This window comes from Mycolicibacterium doricum, from assembly GCF_010728155.1.
Classification (GTDB): Bacteria; Actinomycetota; Actinomycetes; order Mycobacteriales; family Mycobacteriaceae; genus Mycobacterium; species Mycobacterium doricum.
Genome location: NZ_AP022605.1, coordinates 1,299,552 through 1,317,720, shown reverse-complemented (window position 1 = coordinate 1,317,720; position 18,169 = coordinate 1,299,552). Strand labels below are relative to the sequence as shown.

Sequence of the window (18,169 nt, the reverse complement as noted above, 5' to 3'; positions counted from 1 at the left end):
AACGATTCGATGTCAGCCGAGCGCGGCCCCGAGGTCGGCGATCAGGTCGTCGGTGTCCTCGATGCCCATCGACAACCTGGCGAAGCCGTCGGGTACGGGATCCCCCCATCGGGCGCGCCGGTCGACGGAGGTGTGGATGCCGCCGAAGCTGGTCGAGGCGACCAGCAGGGCGCTGCGCTCGACGAGGGCGTGGACAGCCGCGGCGTCGGCGAGTTCCACCGACACCAACCCCCCGAACCGCCTCATCTGCCGGGCCGCCACCTCGTGGGCGGAATCCTCGGGCAGGCCGGGATAGCGCACGCTACGCACGGCGGGGTGGCTGCGCAGCAGCATGGCGACGGCCGTTGCGTTCTGGCACTGCCGTTCGAACCGCAGCCCGGCGCTGCCGAGGCTACGGAGCACCAGCCACGCCTCGAACGGTCCGAGGATCGGACCGGCCAGCACGCGGTCGCTCTCCAGCGCGGACATCATCTCGGGGTGGCTGCCCGCTACGTAGCCGGCGATGAGATCGCTGTGCCCCGAGAGCGCCTTGGTGGCGCTGGCCACCACGAGGTCGGCACCCAGCGACAGCGGTTGCTGGCCGAGCGGTGTGGCCGTGGTGTTGTCGACGATCAGGGTGGCGCCGCGCTCTCGGCACGTCATCCCGAGCCGGTGCAGGTCGACCACCTCGAGCCCGGGGTTCGCCGGTGTCTCGGCCAGCACCACATCGGCCTCCGACGCTGCCGCGCACATTTCGGCCGAACCAGCTTCGAGAACCGAGACGCCTTGTGGCACAAGATATTGCGAAGCGTAGCGACGGACCTGGTAATAGCCGTCGGCGGGCACGACCAGCCGTGTTCCCGGGCCGGTCAGCACCCGCAGCGCGGAGGTGATGGCCGCCATGCCGGATCCGAAGGCCAGTGCAGCCGAGGCCCCTTCGAGTTCGGCAAGTGCCCCCTCTAGTCGCCGCCAGGTCGGATTCGAGCTGCGGCCGTAGGTGTCCAGCGGCTGCGCTTCGTCCGGTGACAGGTGGTACGCCGAGACCGGAACCGGCGGTGGCGCCACGGGTTGGCCGGCGATCGCCTCGGCGCCAACGGCTTTGACGCTTCGCGTGGAATCACCGTAGGTGCCCTCCATACGCGCTACTCTGGTTTGGTGTTGCGGCCGAGCAGCAGCACGACAGCTTCGTCGACGGAAAGCCCCTTGTGGCAGACCCGATTCACCGCATCGGTCAGCGGCATCTCGACGTCGTAGCTGGCGGCCAGCGCCAACACCGACCGGCACGAGGTGACTCCCTCGGCCACGTGTCCACCCGCCGCGCGCAGCGCGGACTCCATGGTGCCGCCACGGCCCAGCCGTTCGCCGAACGTCCGATTGCGGGACTGCACCGAGGTGCACGTCGCCACGAGGTCGCCGACACCGGCCAGACCGGCCAGCGTCGCAGGTTTGGCACCCAACGCGACCCCCAGCCGCATGATCTCGGCCAGGCCGCGGGTGATGATCGCCGCGACCGTGTTCTCCCCCAGACCCACGCCGACGGCCATCCCGCACGCCAGTGCGATCACGTTCTTGCACGCACCGCCGATCTCGGCGCCGACCACGTCGGTGTTGGTGTAAGGCCGCAGATAACCCGTGGCCAGCGCACGTTGCAGGGCGACGGCGCGGCCGCTGTCGCTGCACGCCACGACGGTCGCGGCGGGTTGTTCGTCGGCGACCTCGCTGGCGAGGTTCGGGCCGGTCACCACCGCGACCCGCGACGGGTCCGCGCCGGTGACCTGGGTGACGACTTGACTCATCCGCATGAGCGTGTCCAGTTCGATGCCCTTGGCCAGGCTCACGAGCGTGGCGTGGTCGTCGATCAGGCCCGTCCACTGCTCGAGGTTGCTCCGCAGGCTCTGCGCGGGCACGCCCAGGACCACGGTGCATGCGCCGGCGAGCGCCTCGGCCGCGTCGGCGGTGGCGTGGATCGTCTTGGGCAGGTCCACCTCGGCGAGGTAGCCGCTGTTGCGACGGGTGTCGTTGACCTCCGCCGCCACCTCTGGCCGCCTGGCCCACAGCGTCACCGAGTTCCCCGCGTCGGCGAGAACTTTGGCCAGTGCCGTGCCCCACGCACCGGAACCCATCACCGCCGCCGTCACCACGCGTTCACCCTAGCGCGCAGCCGGCGGGGTCCGACGGCGGCGGCCGGACAACCGCGGTACTGGCAGGATGGCGCCATGCGCGGCACGAGAAGCAACGTCGCCGCCCCGTCCTACACCGACGTGGCGGTGGTCATCGCCGTCAAACGCCTCGCCGCCGCCAAGACCAGGCTGGCGCCGATCTTCGCCCCCGGGGAGCGCGAGACGGTCGTGCTGGCGATGCTCGTCGACACCGTCGCCGCCGCCGCCGCGGTGGCGTCGGTCACCGTGGTCACCCCCGATCCCGCCGCCGCGGATGCCGTATCCGCGCTTGGCGCAGAGGTGCTCGACGACCCGACTCCGGCCGGTCACCGAGACCCGCTCAACAACGCGCTGCGCGCCGCCGAGGCCGTGGTGCGCGGGACGACCCCGAATGTGGTTGCGTTGCAAGGTGATCTTCCCGCACTACAGGCTCAGGAGCTGGGCGAAGCAATCGCGGCCGCACGGGCACGGCCACGCAGCTTCGTCGGTGACCGGCACGGGACCGGGACCTCGGCGCTGTTCGCGTTCGGCGTCCCGCTTGACCCGCGGTTCGGCCCCGATTCCGCGCAGCGACACCGCCGTTCGGGGGCGGTCGAGCTGACCGGGTGGTGGCCGGGGCTGCGCTATGACATCGACACCCCCGACGATCTGGTGGCGGCCCGCCGCCTCCGCGTCGGCACGCACACTGCGCGTGCCGTCGGTGCCGAAAGGTGAACATATCGCGTATGCGGTGGCCGTACGGCGCCACTATAGGGGAGGATCGGGCCATGACCGAAGCCGAGGCCGCGATCCGCGCGGAGGGCACCACAGAGGGCACCACAGAGGGCACCACAGAGAGCAATGACCGCGCGTCGGGACATTCGACCCCGGAGGCACCGCCCGCGGCGACACCGCCCGCGACCGACAACGCGCTGCCCGAGGATCGCTACCTCAACCGCGAACTGAGCTGGCTGGACTTCAATGCCCGGGTGCTGGCGCTGGCCGCCGATCCGAGCCTGCCCCTGCTCGAGCGCGCGAAGTTCCTCGCGATCTTCGCGTCCAACCTCGACGAGTTCTACATGGTGCGGGTCGCCGGTCTCAAACGGCGTGACGAGATGGGCCTGTCGGTGCGTTCGGCCGACGGGCTCTCACCGCGTGAGCAATTGCGCCGGATCAGTGAGCGCACCCAGCAGATCGCGTCCCGGCACGCGCGGGTGTTCCTCGACGCCGTGCGCCCCGCCCTTGCCGACGAGGGGATCGTCATCGTGACCTGGTCCGAACTCGACGAGGCCGAACGCGCGCAGCTTTCGACGTACTTCCACGAACAGGTCTTCCCCGTGCTGACCCCGCTGGCGGTCGACCCCGCCCATCCGTTCCCGTTCGTCAGCGGCCTGTCGCTGAACCTGGCGATCACGGTCCGCCAGCCCGACGACGGCGGACAGCACTTCGCACGGATCAAGGTGCCCGACAACGTCGAGCGGTTCGTGCAGCTCGGGGTGCGCGGTGAGACCAATGAGGTTGTCCGGTTCCTTCCGATGGAGGAGTTGATCGCCGCGTTCCTGCCGGTGCTGTTCCCCGGGCTGGAGATCGTCGAGCACCACGCCTTCCGGATCACCCGCAACGCGGACTTCGAAGTCGAGGAGGACCGCGACGAGGACCTGTTGCAGGCGCTCGAACGCGAACTCGCCCGGCGGCGGTTCGGTTCGCCGGTGCGCCTCGAGGTCTCCGACGACATGACCGAGAGCATGCTGGAACTGCTGCTGCGCGAACTCGACGTCGACCCGAGCGACGTGGTGGACGTGGCGGGCCTGCTCGACCTCTCTGCGCTCTGGCAGATCTATGCCGTCGACCGCCCGGCGCTCAAGGATCGGCCCTTCGTGCCCGCCACCCCACCGGCATTCGGTGAGCGGGAGACACCGAAGAGCATCTTCTCCACACTGCGTGACGGCGACGTGTTGGTGCACCATCCCTACGATTCGTTCTCCACGACCGTGCAGCGGTTCATCGAACAGGCCGCGGCCGACCCGAACGTCCTCGCCATCAAGCAGACGCTGTACCGCACCTCGGGTGACTCCCCTATCGTCAACGCGCTGATCGACGCCGCCGAGGCGGGTAAGCAGGTGGTGGCGCTGGTCGAGATCAAGGCACGGTTCGACGAACACGCCAACATCAAGTGGGCCCGCGCACTTGAGCAGGCCGGCGTCCACGTGGTGTACGGATTGATCGGGCTCAAGACCCACTGCAAGACAGCGCTCGTCGTGCGCCGCGAAGGGTCGATGATCCGGCGCTACTGCCACGTCGGAACCGGTAACTACAATCCGAAGACCGCCCGCCTGTACGAGGACGTGGGCCTTCTCACGGCGGCACCGGACATCGGGGCTGATCTGACCGATCTGTTCAACTCGCTGACCGGGTACTCCCGCAAGGTCGCCTACCGCAACCTACTGGTGGCGCCGCACGGGGTGCGCCGGGGTATCGTCGACCGCATCGAACGCGAAGTCGCTGCCGCCCGCGACGGCGCCGAGAGCCGGATCCGCCTCAAGGCCAACGCGTTGGTCGACGAACAGGTCATCGACGCCCTCTACCGCGCTTCACAGGCGGGTGTCCGCGTCGAGGTGGTGGTGCGCGGTATCTGCGCGCTGCGGCCCGGCGTCGCGGGGTTCTCCGACAACATCGTGGTGCGCTCCATCCTCGGCCGCTTCCTCGAACACTCACGGATCATCCACTTCCGCGCCATCGACGAATACTGGATCGGCAGCGCGGACATGATGCACCGCAACCTCGACCGTCGCGTCGAGGTGATGGCTCAGGTGAAGGATCCTCGGCTGACCGCACAGCTGAACGACGTGTTCGAGTCGGCGATGGACCCGGCGACGCGCTGCTGGGAGCTCGGACGGGACGGGCACTGGTCGGCGTCGCCGCGCGAAGGTGAGACCGTTCGCGACCACCAGGTGTCGCTGATGCACCGTCATCGCAATCCGTGATCTGCCGCTTGACACCGGCCACCGCCGCGGGCCCGATGACCTGCAGGAGATGAGTTGTCCAAGACGACGACCAAGGATGCCGTTGTGTTGCCTGCCAAGTTCGTGCTGGCGGCCGGTGCGGTGCTGTGGCGACCCGGTGCCGGCGGGTCGGCGCCCGATGTAGCCGTCATCCACCGCCCACGCTACGACGACTGGTCGCTGCCCAAGGGAAAGGTCGACCCCGGGGAGACCGAACCGGTCACCGCTGTGCGTGAGGTGCGCGAGGAGACCGGCTACTCGTGCGTCCTCGGCCGGCGCCTGGCATCGGTGAGCTATCCGCTCGACCAGCAAGTCAAGAAGGTCCGGTACTGGGCGGCCCGCGCCGCCGACGGCACCTTCTCCCCCAACGACGAAGTCGACGAGCTAATCTGGTTGCCCGTGCGCGAGGCGATCACGCGGCTGGGTTACCCCCATGATCGGAAAGTGCTGCGCCAGTTCACGAAGGTGCCGCCCGACACCCAGACGGTGCTCGTCGTGCGCCATGCGACGGCCGGAAGCAAATCTCGCTACCGCGGCGACGACCGCAAACGGCCGCTGGACAAGCACGGCCGCGCGCAGGCCGAGTCGTTGGTCGGTCAACTACTGGCATTCGGAGCCGACCGGTTGCACGCCGCCGACCGCACGCGCTGCGAGCAGACGATCGAGCCGTTGGCCGAAGAGCTCGGTGAGACAGTGCAGCCCGAACCGACGCTGACCGAAGAGGCCTACGCCAAGGACAAGAAGGCGGCACGGCGGCGCGTGCTGCAGATCGCCGCCGAGGCGGGCGAGGCAGGGCACACACCGGTGATCTGCTCTCAGGGCAAGGTGATTCCCGACCTGATCGAGTGGTGGTGCGATCGCGACGGGGTCCGGCCGGACAAGTCCCGTAACCGCAAGGGCAGCACCTGGGTGCTGTCGCTGGTCGCGGGGCGACTGGTCGCCGCCGACCACATCGGCAGCCCGCTGGCCCTCAGATAGACGCCAGAACCGCCACGAGTCGTCACAATCCGCGGCGGTTCGCCGTGTGTCGAGGATTTACTTACGGCCCTTCTTGGCCGGCGCCTTGCGGGTCGCAGCCTTGGCGGCCGTCTTCTTGGCGGCGGTGGCTTTCTTGGCGGGAGCCTTTGCCGCCGCCTTTTTGGCCGGCGCCTTGCTCGCGGACTTCTTGGCCGGTGCCGTCTTCTTCGCCGCGGCGGTCGACTTCTTCGCCGGCGCCGACTTCTTGGCCGCGGCCGTCGTGGTCTTGTTGGCCGGTGCCGTCTTCTTCGCCGCGGCGGTCGACTTCTTCGCCGGCGCCGACTTGGCCGCGGCCGTCGTCTTGTTGGCGGCAGCCTTGTTGGCGGTCGTCTTGTTTGCGGCGGTCTTCTTGGCGGGGGCCTTCTTCGCCGCACGCTTCGCCGGCCCGGCAGTCACTCCGCGCTTCACAGCGGGACCTTCGGCCGCGAGCTTCTGTGCGCCAGAGACGATCGCCTTGAATTGCGCGCCCGGCCGGAACGCGGGCACCGAGGTCGGCCTTACCTTCACCGTCTCACCCGTGCGCGGGTTGCGTGCGACGCGCGCTGCGCGCCGGCGCTGTTCGAAGACGCCGAAACCGGTGATGGTCACGCTGTCGCCCTTGTGTACCGCCCGCACGATGGTATCCACGACATTCTCGACCGCGGCGGTGGCCTGCCGGCGATCGGTGCCCATCTTGGTTGTCAGTGCGTCGATAAGCTCCGCTTTGTTCATGCAAAACCTCCGAGACAAGTAGCCCTACTTGGGCCGACTAGTGGACACGGTAAACCCACTGACCATTGAATTCCAAGAGCCACGCGCTGTTTCGGCGGCTGCCGGTGAACATTTCGGCAATCCGGTTGGGGCCCTTGACGTCTGTCGGCTTGCCGGGAAACGGGTGCCAAAACGGCGATTCCGGGTAGGGCCGACGGCCCGGATCAGGCCGGCAGAGTGCGCGGCTTCCAGCTCGGCCTGTGCTGCTCGTAATCCTCGATTTCAGCCTGTTTCCGCAGCGTGAGGCCTATATCGTCGAGCCCTTCGAGCAGGCGCCACGCAGTGTAGTCGTCAATAGTGAACGGCACCATGACCGTTCCGGCGATGATGTTGCGATCTTGAAGATTGACAGTGATTTCCAGTCCAGGATTCTGCTCGATCAACTTCCACAAAATTTCCACGTCATTTTGACCGACCTCGGCGGCCAAAAGACCGGCCTTACCAGAATTCCCGCGGAAGATGTCGGCGAACCGCGACGAGATGACGACCCGGAAACCGAAGTCCATCAGCGCCCACACCGCATGCTCGCGCGAGGACCCCGTGCCGAAATCGGGTCCGGCCACCAGAACCGAACCCCGGTCGAACGGCGGCAGGTTCAGCACGAAGGAGGGGTCGTTGCGCCACGCGGCGAAAAGGCCGTCCTCGAAACCGGTTCTGGTTACCCGCTTCAGGTACACCGCGGGGATGATCTGGTCTGTGTCGACGTTCGACCGACGCAGGGGCACGCCGATCCCGGTGTGAGTGCGAAAGGCTTCCATGGCGGGTTCTCCTTCAGCGAGCGGGGATGGCGGACAGGTCCGCAGGTGATGACAGCGTGCCGCGGACGGCGGTGGCGGCGGCCACGGCCGGCGAGACCAGATGTGTCCGCCCGCCTTTGCCCTGGCGCCCCTCGAAGTTGCGGTTGGACGTCGACGCGCATCGCTGCCCCGGGGACAGTTGATCGGGATTCATGCCCAGACACATCGAGCAGCCCGCCTGCCGCCACTGGGCACCGGCCTCGACGAAGATCCGGTCGAGCCCTTCGGATTCAGCCTGCGCGCGGACCCGCATCGATCCGGGGACCACCAGCATCCGCACCCCGTCGGCGACGCTGCGGCCCCGCAGGACGTCGGCGACGACGCGCAGATCCTCGATGCGCCCGTTGGTGCACGATCCGACGAACACGGTATCGACCGCGACGTCGCGCATCGCGGTGCCGGCCTGAAGACCCATGTAAGTCAACGCCTTTTCCGCCGCCTGCCGCTGACCCTCGTCAGCGATCAGCTCCGGGTCGGGCACCGCGCCGGACAGCGGCACCCCCTGCCCGGGATTGGTGCCCCAGGTGACGAACGGGCTCAGCTCGGCGGCGTCGAGATAGACCTCGGTGTCGAATTCTGCGCCGGGATCGGTGCGCAGCTGCCGCCAGGCCTGCACTGCCGCATCCCAGTCGGCGCCAGTGGGCGCGTGCGGACGGCCGCGCAGGAATTCGAACGTGGTCTCGTCGGGCGCCACCATGCCGGCCCGCGCGCCGGCCTCTATGCTCATGTTGCAGATGGTCATTCGGCCCTCCATCGACAGTGATGCGATGGCGCTGCCGCGGTATTCGATGACGTGGCCCTGTCCCCCGCCGGTGCCGATCTTGGCGATCACGGCCAGGATGACGTCCTTGGCGCTGACTCCAGGCGGGAGCTCCCCTTCAACGTTGACCGCCATCGTCTTGAACGGCCGCAGCGGCAGCGTCTGCGTCGCCAGTACGTGTTCCACCTCGGAGGTGCCGATCCCCATTGCCAGGGCGCCGAACGCGCCGTGGGTCGAGGTGTGGCTGTCACCGCACACGACAGTCATGCCCGGCTGGGTGAGCCCGAGCTGCGGGCCGATGATGTGAACGATGCCCTGTTCGGCGTCACCCATCGGATGCAGCCGGATCCCGAATTCGGCGCAGTTGCGGCGCAACGTCTCCACCTGGATGCGCGACACCGGGTCCGCGATCGGCTTGTCGATGTCAACCGTGGGCACGTTGTGGTCTTCGGTGGCGATGGTGAGGTCCGGCCGTCGCACCGGTCGATTCGCCAGGCGCAGGCCGTCGAACGCCTGCGGGCTGGTTACCTCGTGCACAAGGTGCAGGTCGATGTAGATCAGATCCGGTTCACGCCCGGCACCCTCGCCGGTGCCATGGGCGACGACGTGGTCGGCCCACACCTTCTCGGCCATGGTGCGCGGTGTGGTGAGCTGTGCCATTACCTTCTCGATTCTCGATACGCCGCCTGCGCCGTTACGCTGGCATTCTCACATTTCGGGAGGATAGTATCTCTTTGTGAGACAGGATAGCGGCATCGGCGTGCTGGACAAAGCCGTGGGCTTACTGCATACCGTGGCGGAGTCCCCCTGCGCGCTCGCGGAACTATGCGAGCGCACCGGACTACCCCGGGCGACGGCGCACCGGTTGGCCACGGGCCTGGAAACCCACCGTCTGCTGGCCCGGGATGCCGACGGGCGGTGGCGGCTCGGGCCAGCGCTGACCGAGTTGGCCGGCCAGGTCAACGATCCGCTGCTGGCCGCCGGAGCAGTGATCCTGCCTCGCCTTCGGGAGATGACCGGGGAGAGCGTTCAGCTGTACCGGCGGGAGGGCACCTCCCGGATCTGCATCGCGGCCCTGGAACCGCCCGCGGGACTGAGGGACACAGTTCCGGTCGGAACCCCGCTGCCGATGACGGCGGGTTCGGGGGCGAAAGTGCTGCTCGCCTTCGCCGACGCCGCCACCCAGCAGGCGGTGCTGCCCGAAGCCATGTTCACCGAACGCACGCTGGCCGAGGTGCGCAGGCGCGGGTGGGCGCAGAGCGCGGCTGAACGCGAGCCCGGGGTGGCCAGCGTCTCCGCGCCGGTGCGCGACGGCAAGGGGGCCGTAGTGGCGGCGATCTCGGTGTCGGGTCCGATCGACCGGATGGGGCGGCGCCCCGGCGCGCGGTGGGCCGCCGATCTGCTCGCCGCCGCCGATACCCTCGCCAGCCGGCTGTAGCGGCTCGCCGAGACCGACGTGGCGGCGGTCGGCGGACCCGCACGATGACCATGACGTAGATCGACCGTGACGTAGATCGACCGTGACGTAGATCGACCGTGGCGTAGATCTCGGTGCCGGAATGGCCGGACGAAAGCCGGTGATGTACCCCCGATGGGATTCGAACCCACGCTACCGCCGTGAGAGGGCGGCGTCCTAGGCCGCTAGACGACGGGGGCTAGAACTTTCGGTTGGACAGCATAGCTCAGCGAACAACGCTGACCTAATCGCCTGCAGAGCGCTTCGGCTCTTCGCGCAGACCTCGATCCAGCTGGGGTACCAGGACTCGAACCTAGAATGGCTGAACCAGAATCAGCTGTGTTGCCAATTACACCATACCCCATCGGCCGCCCATAACCGCTGGTCACGAGCCTTTTCGGAGCGCTTGCGCGGCGAGGATCTCCCCCGCGCATCGTTCCGGCGCCGACGTGCACACTACCAAATATTTCGGGGTGCTTTCGCCACGCATCCCGCGGAGCGGCCACACGACCTAGGCGGTAGCGGCCGCATGCTCGCGTCCGGCCCGCAGGCGGGCCAGGCTGCGGTCACGCCCGAGCAACTCCAGCGATTCGAACAGCGGCGGGCTCACCGAGGCTCCGGTGGCGGCGACGCGGATCGGACCGAACGCCTTGCGCGGCTTGAGCTGGAGATCCTCCAGTAGCGCCTTCTTCAGCGCCTCTTCGATCGCGGCGGTCGTCCACTGCCCGACACCCTGGAGCGCCGAAAGCGCGGCGTCCAGTACCTGTACCGCATCTCCCTTGAGTTCCTTGGCCGCCGCCTTCTCGTCGAGAGCGAACGAGCCCTCGTCGAGGAACTTCAGCAGGCCCCAGGCGTCACCGAGGACGACGATGCGGGTCTGCACCAACCGGGCAGCCTCGGCGAACCGCGCGTTGTCGAGACCGGTGTCGTGTCCGTGGGCGGCGAAGTACTCCTCGAGGCGCGCGGTGAACTCCTGCTCGGACAGCATCCGAATGTGTTCGGCGTTGAGCGCGTCGGCCTTCTTCTGGTCGAACCGCGCGGGATTGGAGTTCACGTCGGCGACGTCGAAGGCGGCCACCATCTCCTCGAGGCTGAATACGTCGCGGTCGTCGGCGATGCCCCAACCCAACAGCGCCAGGTAGTTGAGCAGCCCCTCGGGAATGAAGCCCCGATCGCGGTGCAGGAACAGATTCGACTGCGGATCTCGTTTGGAGAGCTTCTTGTTGCCGTCACCGAGCACGCTCGGCAGGTGGGCGAACTGCGGCACTTCGTCTGCAACACCGATGCGGATCAGCGCCCGGTACAAAGCGATCTGACGGGGAGTGGACGGCAGCAGGTCCTCCCCCCGCAGCACATGGGTGATCTTCATCAGCGCATCGTCGACCGGGTTGACCAACGTGTAGAGCGGCTCACCGTTGCCGCGGGTGAGCGCAAAGTCGGGAATCGTCCCGGCACCGAACGTCGTCTCGCCACGCACGAGGTCGCGCCAGGTAATGTCGTCATCCGGCATCCTGAGGCGGATCACCGGCTCGCGGCCCTCGGCGCGGTAGGCGGCGCGTTCCTCGTCGGTGAGGTCGCGGTCGAAGTTGTCGTAGCCCAGTTTCGGATTGCGCCCCGCGGCAAGGTGGCGAGCCTCGACGTCCTCGGCGGTCGAATAGGCCTCGTAGGCCTCGCCCGCGTCGACCAGACGGGTGATCACGTCGCGGTAGACGTCCCGGCGCTGCGACTGGCGGTACGGCGCATACGGTCCGCCGATCCCGGGTCCTTCGTCGTAGTCCAGTCCGAGCCAGCTCAGCGCGTCGAGGATCGCGTGGTAGCTCTCCTCGCTGTCGCGGGCCGAATCGGTGTCCTCGATACGGAATACGAACGTACCGCCGGTGTGACGCGCGTACGCCCAGTTGAAGAGCGCAGTGCGGATCAAGCCGACGTGCGGAGTGCCCGTCGGCGAAGGACAGAATCGCACGCGTACGCCCATATCGCTCATCGTCTTCCTTTTCGCACAACGGGGTTGGTGAGCGTCCCGATGTTCTCGACGGTGATCGAGACGGTGTCGCCGTCGTCGATCGGGGACACCCCCTCGGGGGTCCCGGTGAGGATGAGGTCCCCGGGCAGCAGGGTCATCACGGCCGAGATCCACTCCACGATCGCCCCGACGTCGTGCAGCATCATCGACGTCCGGGTGAGCTGACGCGTCTCGCCGTTGACCTCGGTGCGCAATTCGAGATCCGACGGGTCGACGTCGGTGACGATCCACGGACCCACCGGACAGAACGTGTCGTGGCCCTTGGCACGGGTCCACTGTCCGTCCTGCTGCTGCTGGTCGCGCGCGGACACGTCGTTGGCGATGGTGTAGCCCAGGATGTTCTCGGCAGCCCTCGCGGCGGGCACGTCCTTGCACGGCCGACCGATGACGACGGCCAGCTCTCCCTCGAAGTGCACAGGATTGGCGTTGGCCGGCAATTGGATCGGGATGTTGGGGCCGATGATCGACGTGTTCGGTTTGAGGAAGATCACCGGGTCCGGGAAGTGTCCGCCGCCCATCTCCTCGATGTGCGCGGCGTAGTTTTTCCCGATGCACACCACCTTGCTGGCCAGGATGGGTGCCAGCAGCCGGACGTCGGCCAGCGGCCACGACCGCCCCGTAAAGGTGGGCGTGCCGAAGGGATGTTCGGCGATCTCCCTGACGGTCGTGGCGGGATCGTCGGGGGTGCCCTCAACGCTGACGAAGGCGACTCCGTCGGGGCTGGCGATTCGACCGAGGCGCATGCTGCCAGCTTAGTGTCAGCAGTCTGCGCCCCGGGCAAGCGCCGTCCTGCCCACCGGGCGATTTCAGATCTTGAGATGCTGGTTCGGATATATGAGACGTGCCATGTCACCATGGAGAGATGGCGGCCCAGACCATCGGCACGGTGCGCCGCTGGTCGATGTTGGCGCTGGGTGTCGCCGCGACGATGTGCGCCAATGTATTTGTCTACGGCGCGGCGTTTCTCATCCCGTCGCTGCGTGCCGAGCGCGGCCTCGATCTCGCACTGGCCGGACTGATGGCGTCGATGCCGAGCTTCGGCATGGTGGTGACCCTGATCGCTTGGGGCTACGTCGTCGACCGGGTCGGTGAACGCTTCGTGCTGACGGTGGGTTCGGGGCTCACCGCGGCCGCCGCCTTCGCCGCGGCCGCGGTGGATTCCCTTCCGGCCGTGGGCGCGTTGCTGTTCCTCGGCGGGATGGCCGCCGCGGGCAGCAATTCGGCCAGCGGCCGCCTGGTGGTGGGATGGTTCGCACCACATCAGCGCGGTCTGGTGATGGGGATCCGGCAGGCGTCGGTTCCGCTCGGGGTCGGCCTCGGCGCCTTGGTGATTCCGACGGTTGCCCAAAGCCGGGGCGTCGCGGTGGCCCTGTTGTTTCCGGCAGTCGTGTGCGCGGCAGCGGCGATCTTCTGCCTCGTCGGCGTACTGGATCCGCCGCGGCCCCCGCGCGGGGAGGCCGCAGCCGAGGTGCTGGCCAACCCGTACCGCGGCGACACAGTGCTGTGGCGAATCCACGCCCTGTCGGTCCTGCTCGTGGTGCCACAGGCGGTGGTGTGGACTTTCACACTGGTGTGGTTGATGTCCGAGCGGGGATGGTCGGCGGCATCCGCGGGGGCACTGGTCACGCTGGCCCAGATCCTCGGTGCGGGCGGCCGAGTCGGCGCCGGCTATCTGTCGGACCGCGTCGGCGACCGGTTGCGTCCGATCCGCTGGATCGCCTGGGCGGCGGCGGCCGTGCTCGCGCTCGTGGCTCTCACCGATGCGTTGGGCTCTCCGGTGAGCGCCGCGCTGATGGTGGTCGCCTCGGTGATGACGGTGTGCGACAACGGTTTGGCGTTCACCGCCATCGCCGAGATCGCGGGGCCGTTCTGGAGCGGACGGGCCCTGGGCGCTCAGAACACCAGCCAGCATCTGGCGTCGGCCGCATCGGGCCCGATCTTCGGCGGACTGATCGGTGCCTTCGGATACCCAGCGGCGTTCGCGGTGCTGGCGGTGCTACCGCTGTTGGCGTTGCCACTGGTTCCTGCAGGGCCCCGAACCGGCATCGGGCCCGACCGCCGTTGACAGCCGCGGGCACCGACCATGCCCCTCTAGACGCCGCCATCCGCCGCGCAGTTTCGTCGTCCGCTGGCCGGGTACGTCACAGCGGCCAGCGCGACAATATGGAGGTAACAGTCATGGAGGCATTGGCGTTCCTACGCCAGGACCACAAGAGTGTGCTCGGCATGCTGCAGGTCCTCGACGGATCCCCACGGGGCACCGGCGCGGAAATGAGCGGGCTGGGCACGATGGTGGAGAACCTGATCATCGCCGAGTCGCAGCACGAAGCGATCGAGGAGCAGTTCTTTTGGCCGATGGTGCGCGAAAAGGTCGAGGGCGGTGATGAACTCGCCGACCGCGGGTTGGAACAGGAACAGCAGGGCAAGCGAGCGCTGCAACAACTGCTCGACAGCGAACCCGGGCAGGTCGAATACCACGATGCGCTGCAGGAGTTCGTCACGGCAGGCCGCGAGCACATCCGCTACGAACAGGAGGTGGTCTGGCCGCGGTTCGAGGCAGCGGTAAGCCGCGAGGAGCGTGAGCGACTGGGGAAGAAGCTCGAGGACGCCAAGAAAGTGGCGCCGACCCGGCCGCATCCCGATACCCCGCCGAGCGCGCTCGTGCAGAAGACGATGGGCGCCGGCGCGGCGATCGTCGACCACCTGCGCGACGCGGCCAGCGGGCGGTCCGAGAAGAACCCGCCGGACCCGCAGATCCACTGATCCACGGCGTCCACTGATGCACGGCGGAAGCAGCCGGCATCGTATTGATACCGGCTGCTTTCGCTGCCCGCGTTATGTCGCCGGGATGTGGTGTTCGTGGGTGAACGGCTTACCTTCGGTGACACCGGGCCGGCCGCTGACGTCGCCGTGGGCACCCTTGTTCGTACGGTTGTCAGTGCCCAAACCACTGTTCGGTCGGCTTCTCTACGTACTGCCACTGCATCCCGTCCGGCCACGGGCCCTGACCCTCGTTCCACGGCCCGCGCACCGAACCCTCACCGTTGCTCATGTTGAACGCCACATTCTGGAAGCGCTGGTCGCCGGCCAGCACGCCGGGCGGGAAGTTCACCGGCAACTCGTTGAAGGCCGCCGTGAACTGCTGGTAATGGGTCACTTCGCGGGTCATCAGGAACGTCAGGGTGTCCTGCACCCCGGGATCATCGGTGAACTGCTTGAGGTACTCGTAGACGATCTTGGCGCGCGACTCAGCGGCCAGGTTGCTGCGCAGGTCCACCGACGGGTCGCCGTTGGAGTTGACGAAGGTGCCGCTCCAGGGCACGCCCGCGGAATCCCGCACATCGGGGCCGCCTCCGGTGAGCGACATGAACAGCGGGTTGACCGCCACGCTGTGGATGATCTGATCGCGACCGTCGTTGGACGCCACCGCGGGCATCCAGTCACACTTTTCGGTGGCCGCCTTCAGGTCGTCGTTGAGCCCGTCGAGAAGCATCGTGATCATCGAGCCGACCATCTCGAGGTGGCTGAGTTCCTCGGTGGCGATGTCCATGAACAGGTCGTACATCGGCGGGTTCTTCCCGCGAAGCACGAACGCCTGCGTGAAGTACTGCATGGCCGCTTTCAGTTCGCCGTTGGCGCCGCCGAACTGCTCTTGCAGCAGAGTGGCGAATCGAGGGTCCGGCTTCTCGACGCGGACCTCGAATTGAAGGTCCTTGTTGTGAATGAACACCAGGCTGCCGCCTTCCTGAATTGTGGTTATGGTGCCGTCCGCCGTAACTACCCAACGCCACGGGCACCAAACAGACCATGCCGACACGGGGCCGATTCTCAGGATTTTCGCCACCGAGCGCGGACGAAATCGCAATTGACCGCCGAGTCCACCAGCGTCTGCAGGTTACATTCCGGCGCGGCGAATCAGCACGACTGTTGTAACTCGCCAGTGGTGACTGCGCTGTGGCGTCAAGCACTTCAATGGCTGTTGCCGCGTCACCCCAGCGACGCCAGCAGGTCCCGACATGCCCGCTCACACGCCCGGCAGGCGTCCGCGCAGATCCGGCAGTGCTCGTGGTGGCCGGCATGGCTCTCACACTCGTCACCACAGGAACGGCACGCCGAGGCGCACGCTTCGAGGATCGCGATGGTGAGGTTCGCGTCATACCCAGTGTGGCGAGACAAGACCCGCGACGTGGTAGCGCACATATCGGCGCAGTCGAGGTTCGTACGAATGCACTTGGTCAGCTGCTGCACTGAACCCTCACTCAGACAGGCGTCAGCGCAAGCGGTGCAAGCCTGCGCGCACTCACCGCAAGCGTCGATACACTTCACCAGCGCCGCACGATCGACCTCGCCGAGGTCTTTTGGGTAAGTCTCCAACATTTTCGCTGCGCTACTCATCAATTCTCCTGCGAGTTGTCGCTACAGTTATGTCGCTACAGTTATGCCGAAACTCGTCGGCGTAGGGCACGGCTCACGTACCCAACGATCTGCTGTACCCAACGATCTGCGGTTTAACCCTCGCGGGTGAGATAAATCTGAGCAGACCTCGCAGAGGCGTATCGCCGCGCAGAACCTGCCCGAGCTGGCCGACCGTGGCGCTACCCGCCCGCACCCACTCCTGACGGCAACCCGCGATCACAGCAGGCGAGGCCCACCCAGCCACCCATACCGTCCAGGTGGCAGGACCAACAGCGCCGCCGCCAAGAAGCACAGCGCTCCGACGAACGTTCCGGTGTTGGCCAGCAGCGCATCTGCGGTGACGCCGGCCGGGGTGACGAACGCTCCGAGCGCGGACGCGCCGAACGCCACACAGCCCGCCATGTTGACCCACTGCGCCTGCCAGTCCCGCGACCGTGGCGCGAACAGACCCGCCGAGGCGGTCACGGCGGCGATCCCCGACCCTGCGCTGACGAGGAATGCCACAGACCCGGTCGCATCCGGCGCCCACACCAGGTGGCGCTGCTCGACCACCGCATGCGCCCACAACGCGGCGCCGGTGCTCACGTTGAACAACAGCGTGCCCATGAACTGCGTTGCTGCCTCAAGCAGTTCAAGGCCCGAACCGCTCCTCGACCGGACGAGTTGCAGCCACGCCGCGCTGGTGAAGAACAAGGAACCGGCGAAGCACAGCCCGTTGGCCGCACCGGCGCCGGCCGCCGCGGCGAAACCCGGCACCGTGGCGACCGCGAACAGCGTCGAGCCGATCGCGAACAGCCAGCACTGCCGTGCCAGCGTCACCTACAGCAGACCGACGATCCGGTCGCCGACCGCGCTGGTGGCGAGCTCCTCGTGACCACGGCTGGACAGGTGTGCTTCCACCGCCTTGTCGACGCGGGCGGCCGCGTCGTGCTCGCCGACGTGCGCCAGCAGCAGAGCCACCGACATGATCGCCGCGGTCGGATCCGCGATGCCCTGCCCGGCGATGTCCGGGGCGCTGCCGTGCACCGGCTCGAACATCGAGGGGTTGGTACGCGTGGCGTCGATGTTGCCGCTGGCCGCCAGCCCGATTCCGCCACACACCGCGGCGGCCAGGTCGGTGACGATGTCACCGAACAGGTTGTCGGTGACGATGACGTCGAACCGGCCCGGATCGGTGACGATGTGGATCATGGCGGAGTCGACATGCTGATAGGCCACCTCCACATCCGGATAGTCGGCCGCCAGTTCCTGCACGGTTCGCCACCACAGTGCGCCGGCGAAGGTCAGCACATTGTTCTTGTGCACCAACGTCAGATGCTTGCGCCGCTGCCGGGCACGCCGGAATGCGTCGTCAACCACGCGGCGCACGCCGAAGGCGGTGTTGAGGCTCACCTCGGTGGCCACCTCGTGCGGCGTGCCGACGCGGATCGCGCCGCCGGTGCCGGTGTAGGGACCTTCCGTCCCCTCGCGCACCACGACGAAGTCGACCCCGGGGTCACCGGCCAGCGGACCGGTCACTCCCGGGTACAGCTTCGCCGGCCGCAAATTGATGTGATGGTCCAGCTCGAACCGGATCCGCAGCAGCAGACCGCGTTCGAGGACGCCGCTGGGCACCGACGGATCCCCGACGGCACCCAACAGGATCGCATCGTGGGCCTTCAGCTCCGCCAGTACGGAGTCCGGCAGGATCTCGCCGGTGGCGTGGAAGCGGCGGGCGCCGAGGTCGTAGCTAGTCTTCTCGACGTCCGGCAGAACGGCGTCGAGAACCTTGACGGCTTCGCCGATCACCTCAGGGCCGATACCGTCCCCGGCGATGATCGCCAGGTTCATC

Annotated in this window: 16 protein-coding genes, 2 tRNA genes and 1 pseudogene; 6 read left to right on the top strand and 13 right to left on the bottom strand. The window is 67.6% G+C overall.

What is annotated here, in order from left to right:
* Positions 1-12: 12 nt before the first annotated feature.
* Both G6N07_RS06535 and G6N07_RS06530 read right to left on the bottom strand, forming a co-directional pair.
* Positions 13-1,116, bottom strand: coding sequence for a cystathionine gamma-lyase (locus G6N07_RS06535; protein ID WP_085188925.1), 1,104 nt, complete (start codon positions 1,114-1,116; stop codon positions 13-15).
* 5 nt (positions 1,117-1,121) lie between these two features.
* Positions 1,122-2,120: an NAD(P)H-dependent glycerol-3-phosphate dehydrogenase gene (locus G6N07_RS06530; protein ID WP_085188927.1), complete on the bottom strand. Its 999-nt coding sequence runs from the start codon at positions 2,118-2,120 to the stop codon at positions 1,122-1,124.
* A gap of 75 nt (positions 2,121-2,195) precedes the next feature.
* Between G6N07_RS06530 and cofC the strand changes: the two genes are divergently transcribed.
* Genes cofC through G6N07_RS06515 form a run of 3 tightly spaced genes read left to right on the top strand, consistent with a single transcriptional unit; the run spans position 2,196 to position 6,097 of the window.
* The gene (cofC, locus tag G6N07_RS06525) at positions 2,196-2,852 is read left to right on the top strand and encodes a 2-phospho-L-lactate guanylyltransferase (RefSeq protein WP_085188929.1); all 657 of its coding nucleotides are present in this window, start codon (positions 2,196-2,198) and stop codon (positions 2,850-2,852) included.
* A 53-nt stretch (positions 2,853-2,905) separates the two neighbouring features.
* The gene (locus G6N07_RS06520) at positions 2,906-5,101 is read left to right on the top strand and encodes an RNA degradosome polyphosphate kinase (protein WP_235849608.1); all 2,196 of its coding nucleotides are present in this window, start codon (positions 2,906-2,908) and stop codon (positions 5,099-5,101) included.
* Between the two features lie 54 nt (positions 5,102-5,155).
* Positions 5,156-6,097, top strand: a complete 942-nt coding sequence (locus G6N07_RS06515; RefSeq protein ID WP_085188933.1) for an 8-oxo-(d)GTP phosphatase MutT1 — start codon at positions 5,156-5,158, stop codon at positions 6,095-6,097.
* Between the two features lie 57 nt (positions 6,098-6,154).
* Here G6N07_RS06515 and G6N07_RS06510 read toward each other — a convergent pair whose 3' ends face one another.
* The 3 genes from G6N07_RS06510 to leuC form a co-directional block, all read right to left on the bottom strand.
* On the bottom strand, positions 6,155-6,847 hold the full coding sequence (locus tag G6N07_RS06510; RefSeq protein ID WP_085188935.1) for an HU family DNA-binding protein: 693 nt from the start codon (positions 6,845-6,847) through the stop codon (positions 6,155-6,157).
* A 203-nt stretch (positions 6,848-7,050) separates the two neighbouring features.
* Positions 7,051-7,644 (bottom strand): 3-isopropylmalate dehydratase small subunit, encoded by a 594-nt coding sequence (gene leuD / locus G6N07_RS06505; protein WP_085188937.1) that lies wholly within the window; start codon positions 7,642-7,644, stop codon positions 7,051-7,053.
* Between the two features lie 13 nt (positions 7,645-7,657).
* On the bottom strand, positions 7,658-9,103 hold the full coding sequence (gene leuC, locus G6N07_RS06500) for a 3-isopropylmalate dehydratase large subunit (protein ID WP_085188938.1): 1,446 nt from the start codon (positions 9,101-9,103) through the stop codon (positions 7,658-7,660).
* Between the two features lie 76 nt (positions 9,104-9,179).
* Between leuC and G6N07_RS06495 the strand changes: the two genes are divergently transcribed.
* Entirely contained in the window at positions 9,180-9,881 is a 702-nt protein-coding gene (locus tag G6N07_RS06495; RefSeq protein ID WP_085188940.1) for an IclR family transcriptional regulator, read from the top strand.
* Positions 9,882-10,026: 145 nt separating this feature from the next.
* Here G6N07_RS06495 and G6N07_RS06490 read toward each other — a convergent pair.
* The 4 genes from G6N07_RS06490 to G6N07_RS06475 all read right to left on the bottom strand — a co-directional run bounded on the left by G6N07_RS06490 (position 10,027) and on the right by G6N07_RS06475 (position 12,665).
* Positions 10,027-10,099: transfer RNA gene (locus G6N07_RS06490), tRNA-Glu, on the bottom strand.
* A gap of 92 nt (positions 10,100-10,191) precedes the next feature.
* Positions 10,192-10,263, bottom strand: a tRNA-Gln gene (locus G6N07_RS06485).
* Positions 10,264-10,410: 147 nt separating this feature from the next.
* On the bottom strand, positions 10,411-11,874 hold the full coding sequence (gltX, locus tag G6N07_RS06480) for a glutamate--tRNA ligase (protein ID WP_165756749.1): 1,464 nt from the start codon (positions 11,872-11,874) through the stop codon (positions 10,411-10,413).
* A gap of 5 nt (positions 11,875-11,879) precedes the next feature.
* Positions 11,880-12,665, bottom strand: a complete 786-nt coding sequence (locus G6N07_RS06475) for a fumarylacetoacetate hydrolase family protein (RefSeq protein ID WP_085188944.1) — start codon at positions 12,663-12,665, stop codon at positions 11,880-11,882.
* Positions 12,666-12,784: 119 nt separating this feature from the next.
* Here G6N07_RS06475 and G6N07_RS06470 point away from each other — a divergent pair, with 119 nt between their 5' ends.
* Positions 12,785-13,987, top strand: a complete 1,203-nt coding sequence (locus tag G6N07_RS06470) for an MFS transporter (protein WP_085188946.1) — start codon at positions 12,785-12,787, stop codon at positions 13,985-13,987.
* Between the two features lie 113 nt (positions 13,988-14,100).
* Entirely contained in the window at positions 14,101-14,685 is a 585-nt protein-coding gene (locus G6N07_RS06465) for a hemerythrin domain-containing protein (protein ID WP_085188948.1), read from the top strand.
* A gap of 72 nt (positions 14,686-14,757) precedes the next feature.
* Here the strand turns inward: G6N07_RS06465 and G6N07_RS06460 are convergent.
* The 4 genes and pseudogenes from G6N07_RS06460 to G6N07_RS06445 form a co-directional block, all read right to left on the bottom strand.
* Positions 14,758-15,652 (bottom strand): annotated as a pseudogene (locus G6N07_RS06460) (manganese catalase family protein).
* Between the two features lie 257 nt (positions 15,653-15,909).
* A complete protein-coding gene (locus tag G6N07_RS06455; RefSeq protein ID WP_085188950.1) occupies positions 15,910-16,317 on the bottom strand; it encodes a four-helix bundle copper-binding protein in 408 nt (135 codons plus the stop codon).
* Positions 16,318-16,554: 237 nt separating this feature from the next.
* Positions 16,555-17,157: a hypothetical protein gene (locus G6N07_RS06450; protein ID WP_085188952.1), complete on the bottom strand. Its 603-nt coding sequence runs from the start codon at positions 17,155-17,157 to the stop codon at positions 16,555-16,557.
* Positions 17,158-18,168, bottom strand: coding sequence for a 3-isopropylmalate dehydrogenase (locus G6N07_RS06445; RefSeq protein WP_085189124.1), 1,011 nt, complete (start codon positions 18,166-18,168; stop codon positions 17,158-17,160).
* Between the last annotated feature and the right edge of the window lies 1 nt (position 18,169).

Excerpts from the sequence above, each read along its gene's own strand:
- G6N07_RS06535 (WP_085188925.1), bottom strand. The coding sequence starts at position 1,116 with ATGGAGGGCACCTACGGTGATTCCACGCGAAGCGTCAAAGCCGTTGGC.
- cofC (WP_085188929.1), top strand. The coding sequence starts at position 2,196 with ATGCGCGGCACGAGAAGCAACGTCGCCGCCCCGTCCTACACCGACGTG.
- G6N07_RS06520 (WP_235849608.1), top strand. The coding sequence starts at position 2,906 with ATGACCGAAGCCGAGGCCGCGATCCGCGCGGAGGGCACCACAGAGGGC.
- G6N07_RS06510 (WP_085188935.1), bottom strand. The coding sequence starts at position 6,847 with ATGAACAAAGCGGAGCTTATCGACGCACTGACAACCAAGATGGGCACC.
- leuD (WP_085188937.1), bottom strand. The coding sequence starts at position 7,644 with ATGGAAGCCTTTCGCACTCACACCGGGATCGGCGTGCCCCTGCGTCGG.
- leuC (WP_085188938.1), bottom strand. The coding sequence starts at position 9,103 with ATGGCACAGCTCACCACACCGCGCACCATGGCCGAGAAGGTGTGGGCC.
- gltX (WP_165756749.1), bottom strand. The coding sequence starts at position 11,874 with ATGGGCGTACGCGTGCGATTCTGTCCTTCGCCGACGGGCACTCCGCAC.
- G6N07_RS06475 (WP_085188944.1), bottom strand. The coding sequence starts at position 12,665 with ATGCGCCTCGGTCGAATCGCCAGCCCCGACGGAGTCGCCTTCGTCAGC.
- G6N07_RS06470 (WP_085188946.1), top strand. The coding sequence starts at position 12,785 with ATGGCGGCCCAGACCATCGGCACGGTGCGCCGCTGGTCGATGTTGGCG.
- G6N07_RS06465 (WP_085188948.1), top strand. The coding sequence starts at position 14,101 with ATGGAGGCATTGGCGTTCCTACGCCAGGACCACAAGAGTGTGCTCGGC.
- G6N07_RS06455 (WP_085188950.1), bottom strand. The coding sequence starts at position 16,317 with ATGAGTAGCGCAGCGAAAATGTTGGAGACTTACCCAAAAGACCTCGGC.
- G6N07_RS06445 (WP_085189124.1), bottom strand. The coding sequence starts at position 18,168 with ATGAACCTGGCGATCATCGCCGGGGACGGTATCGGCCCTGAGGTGATC.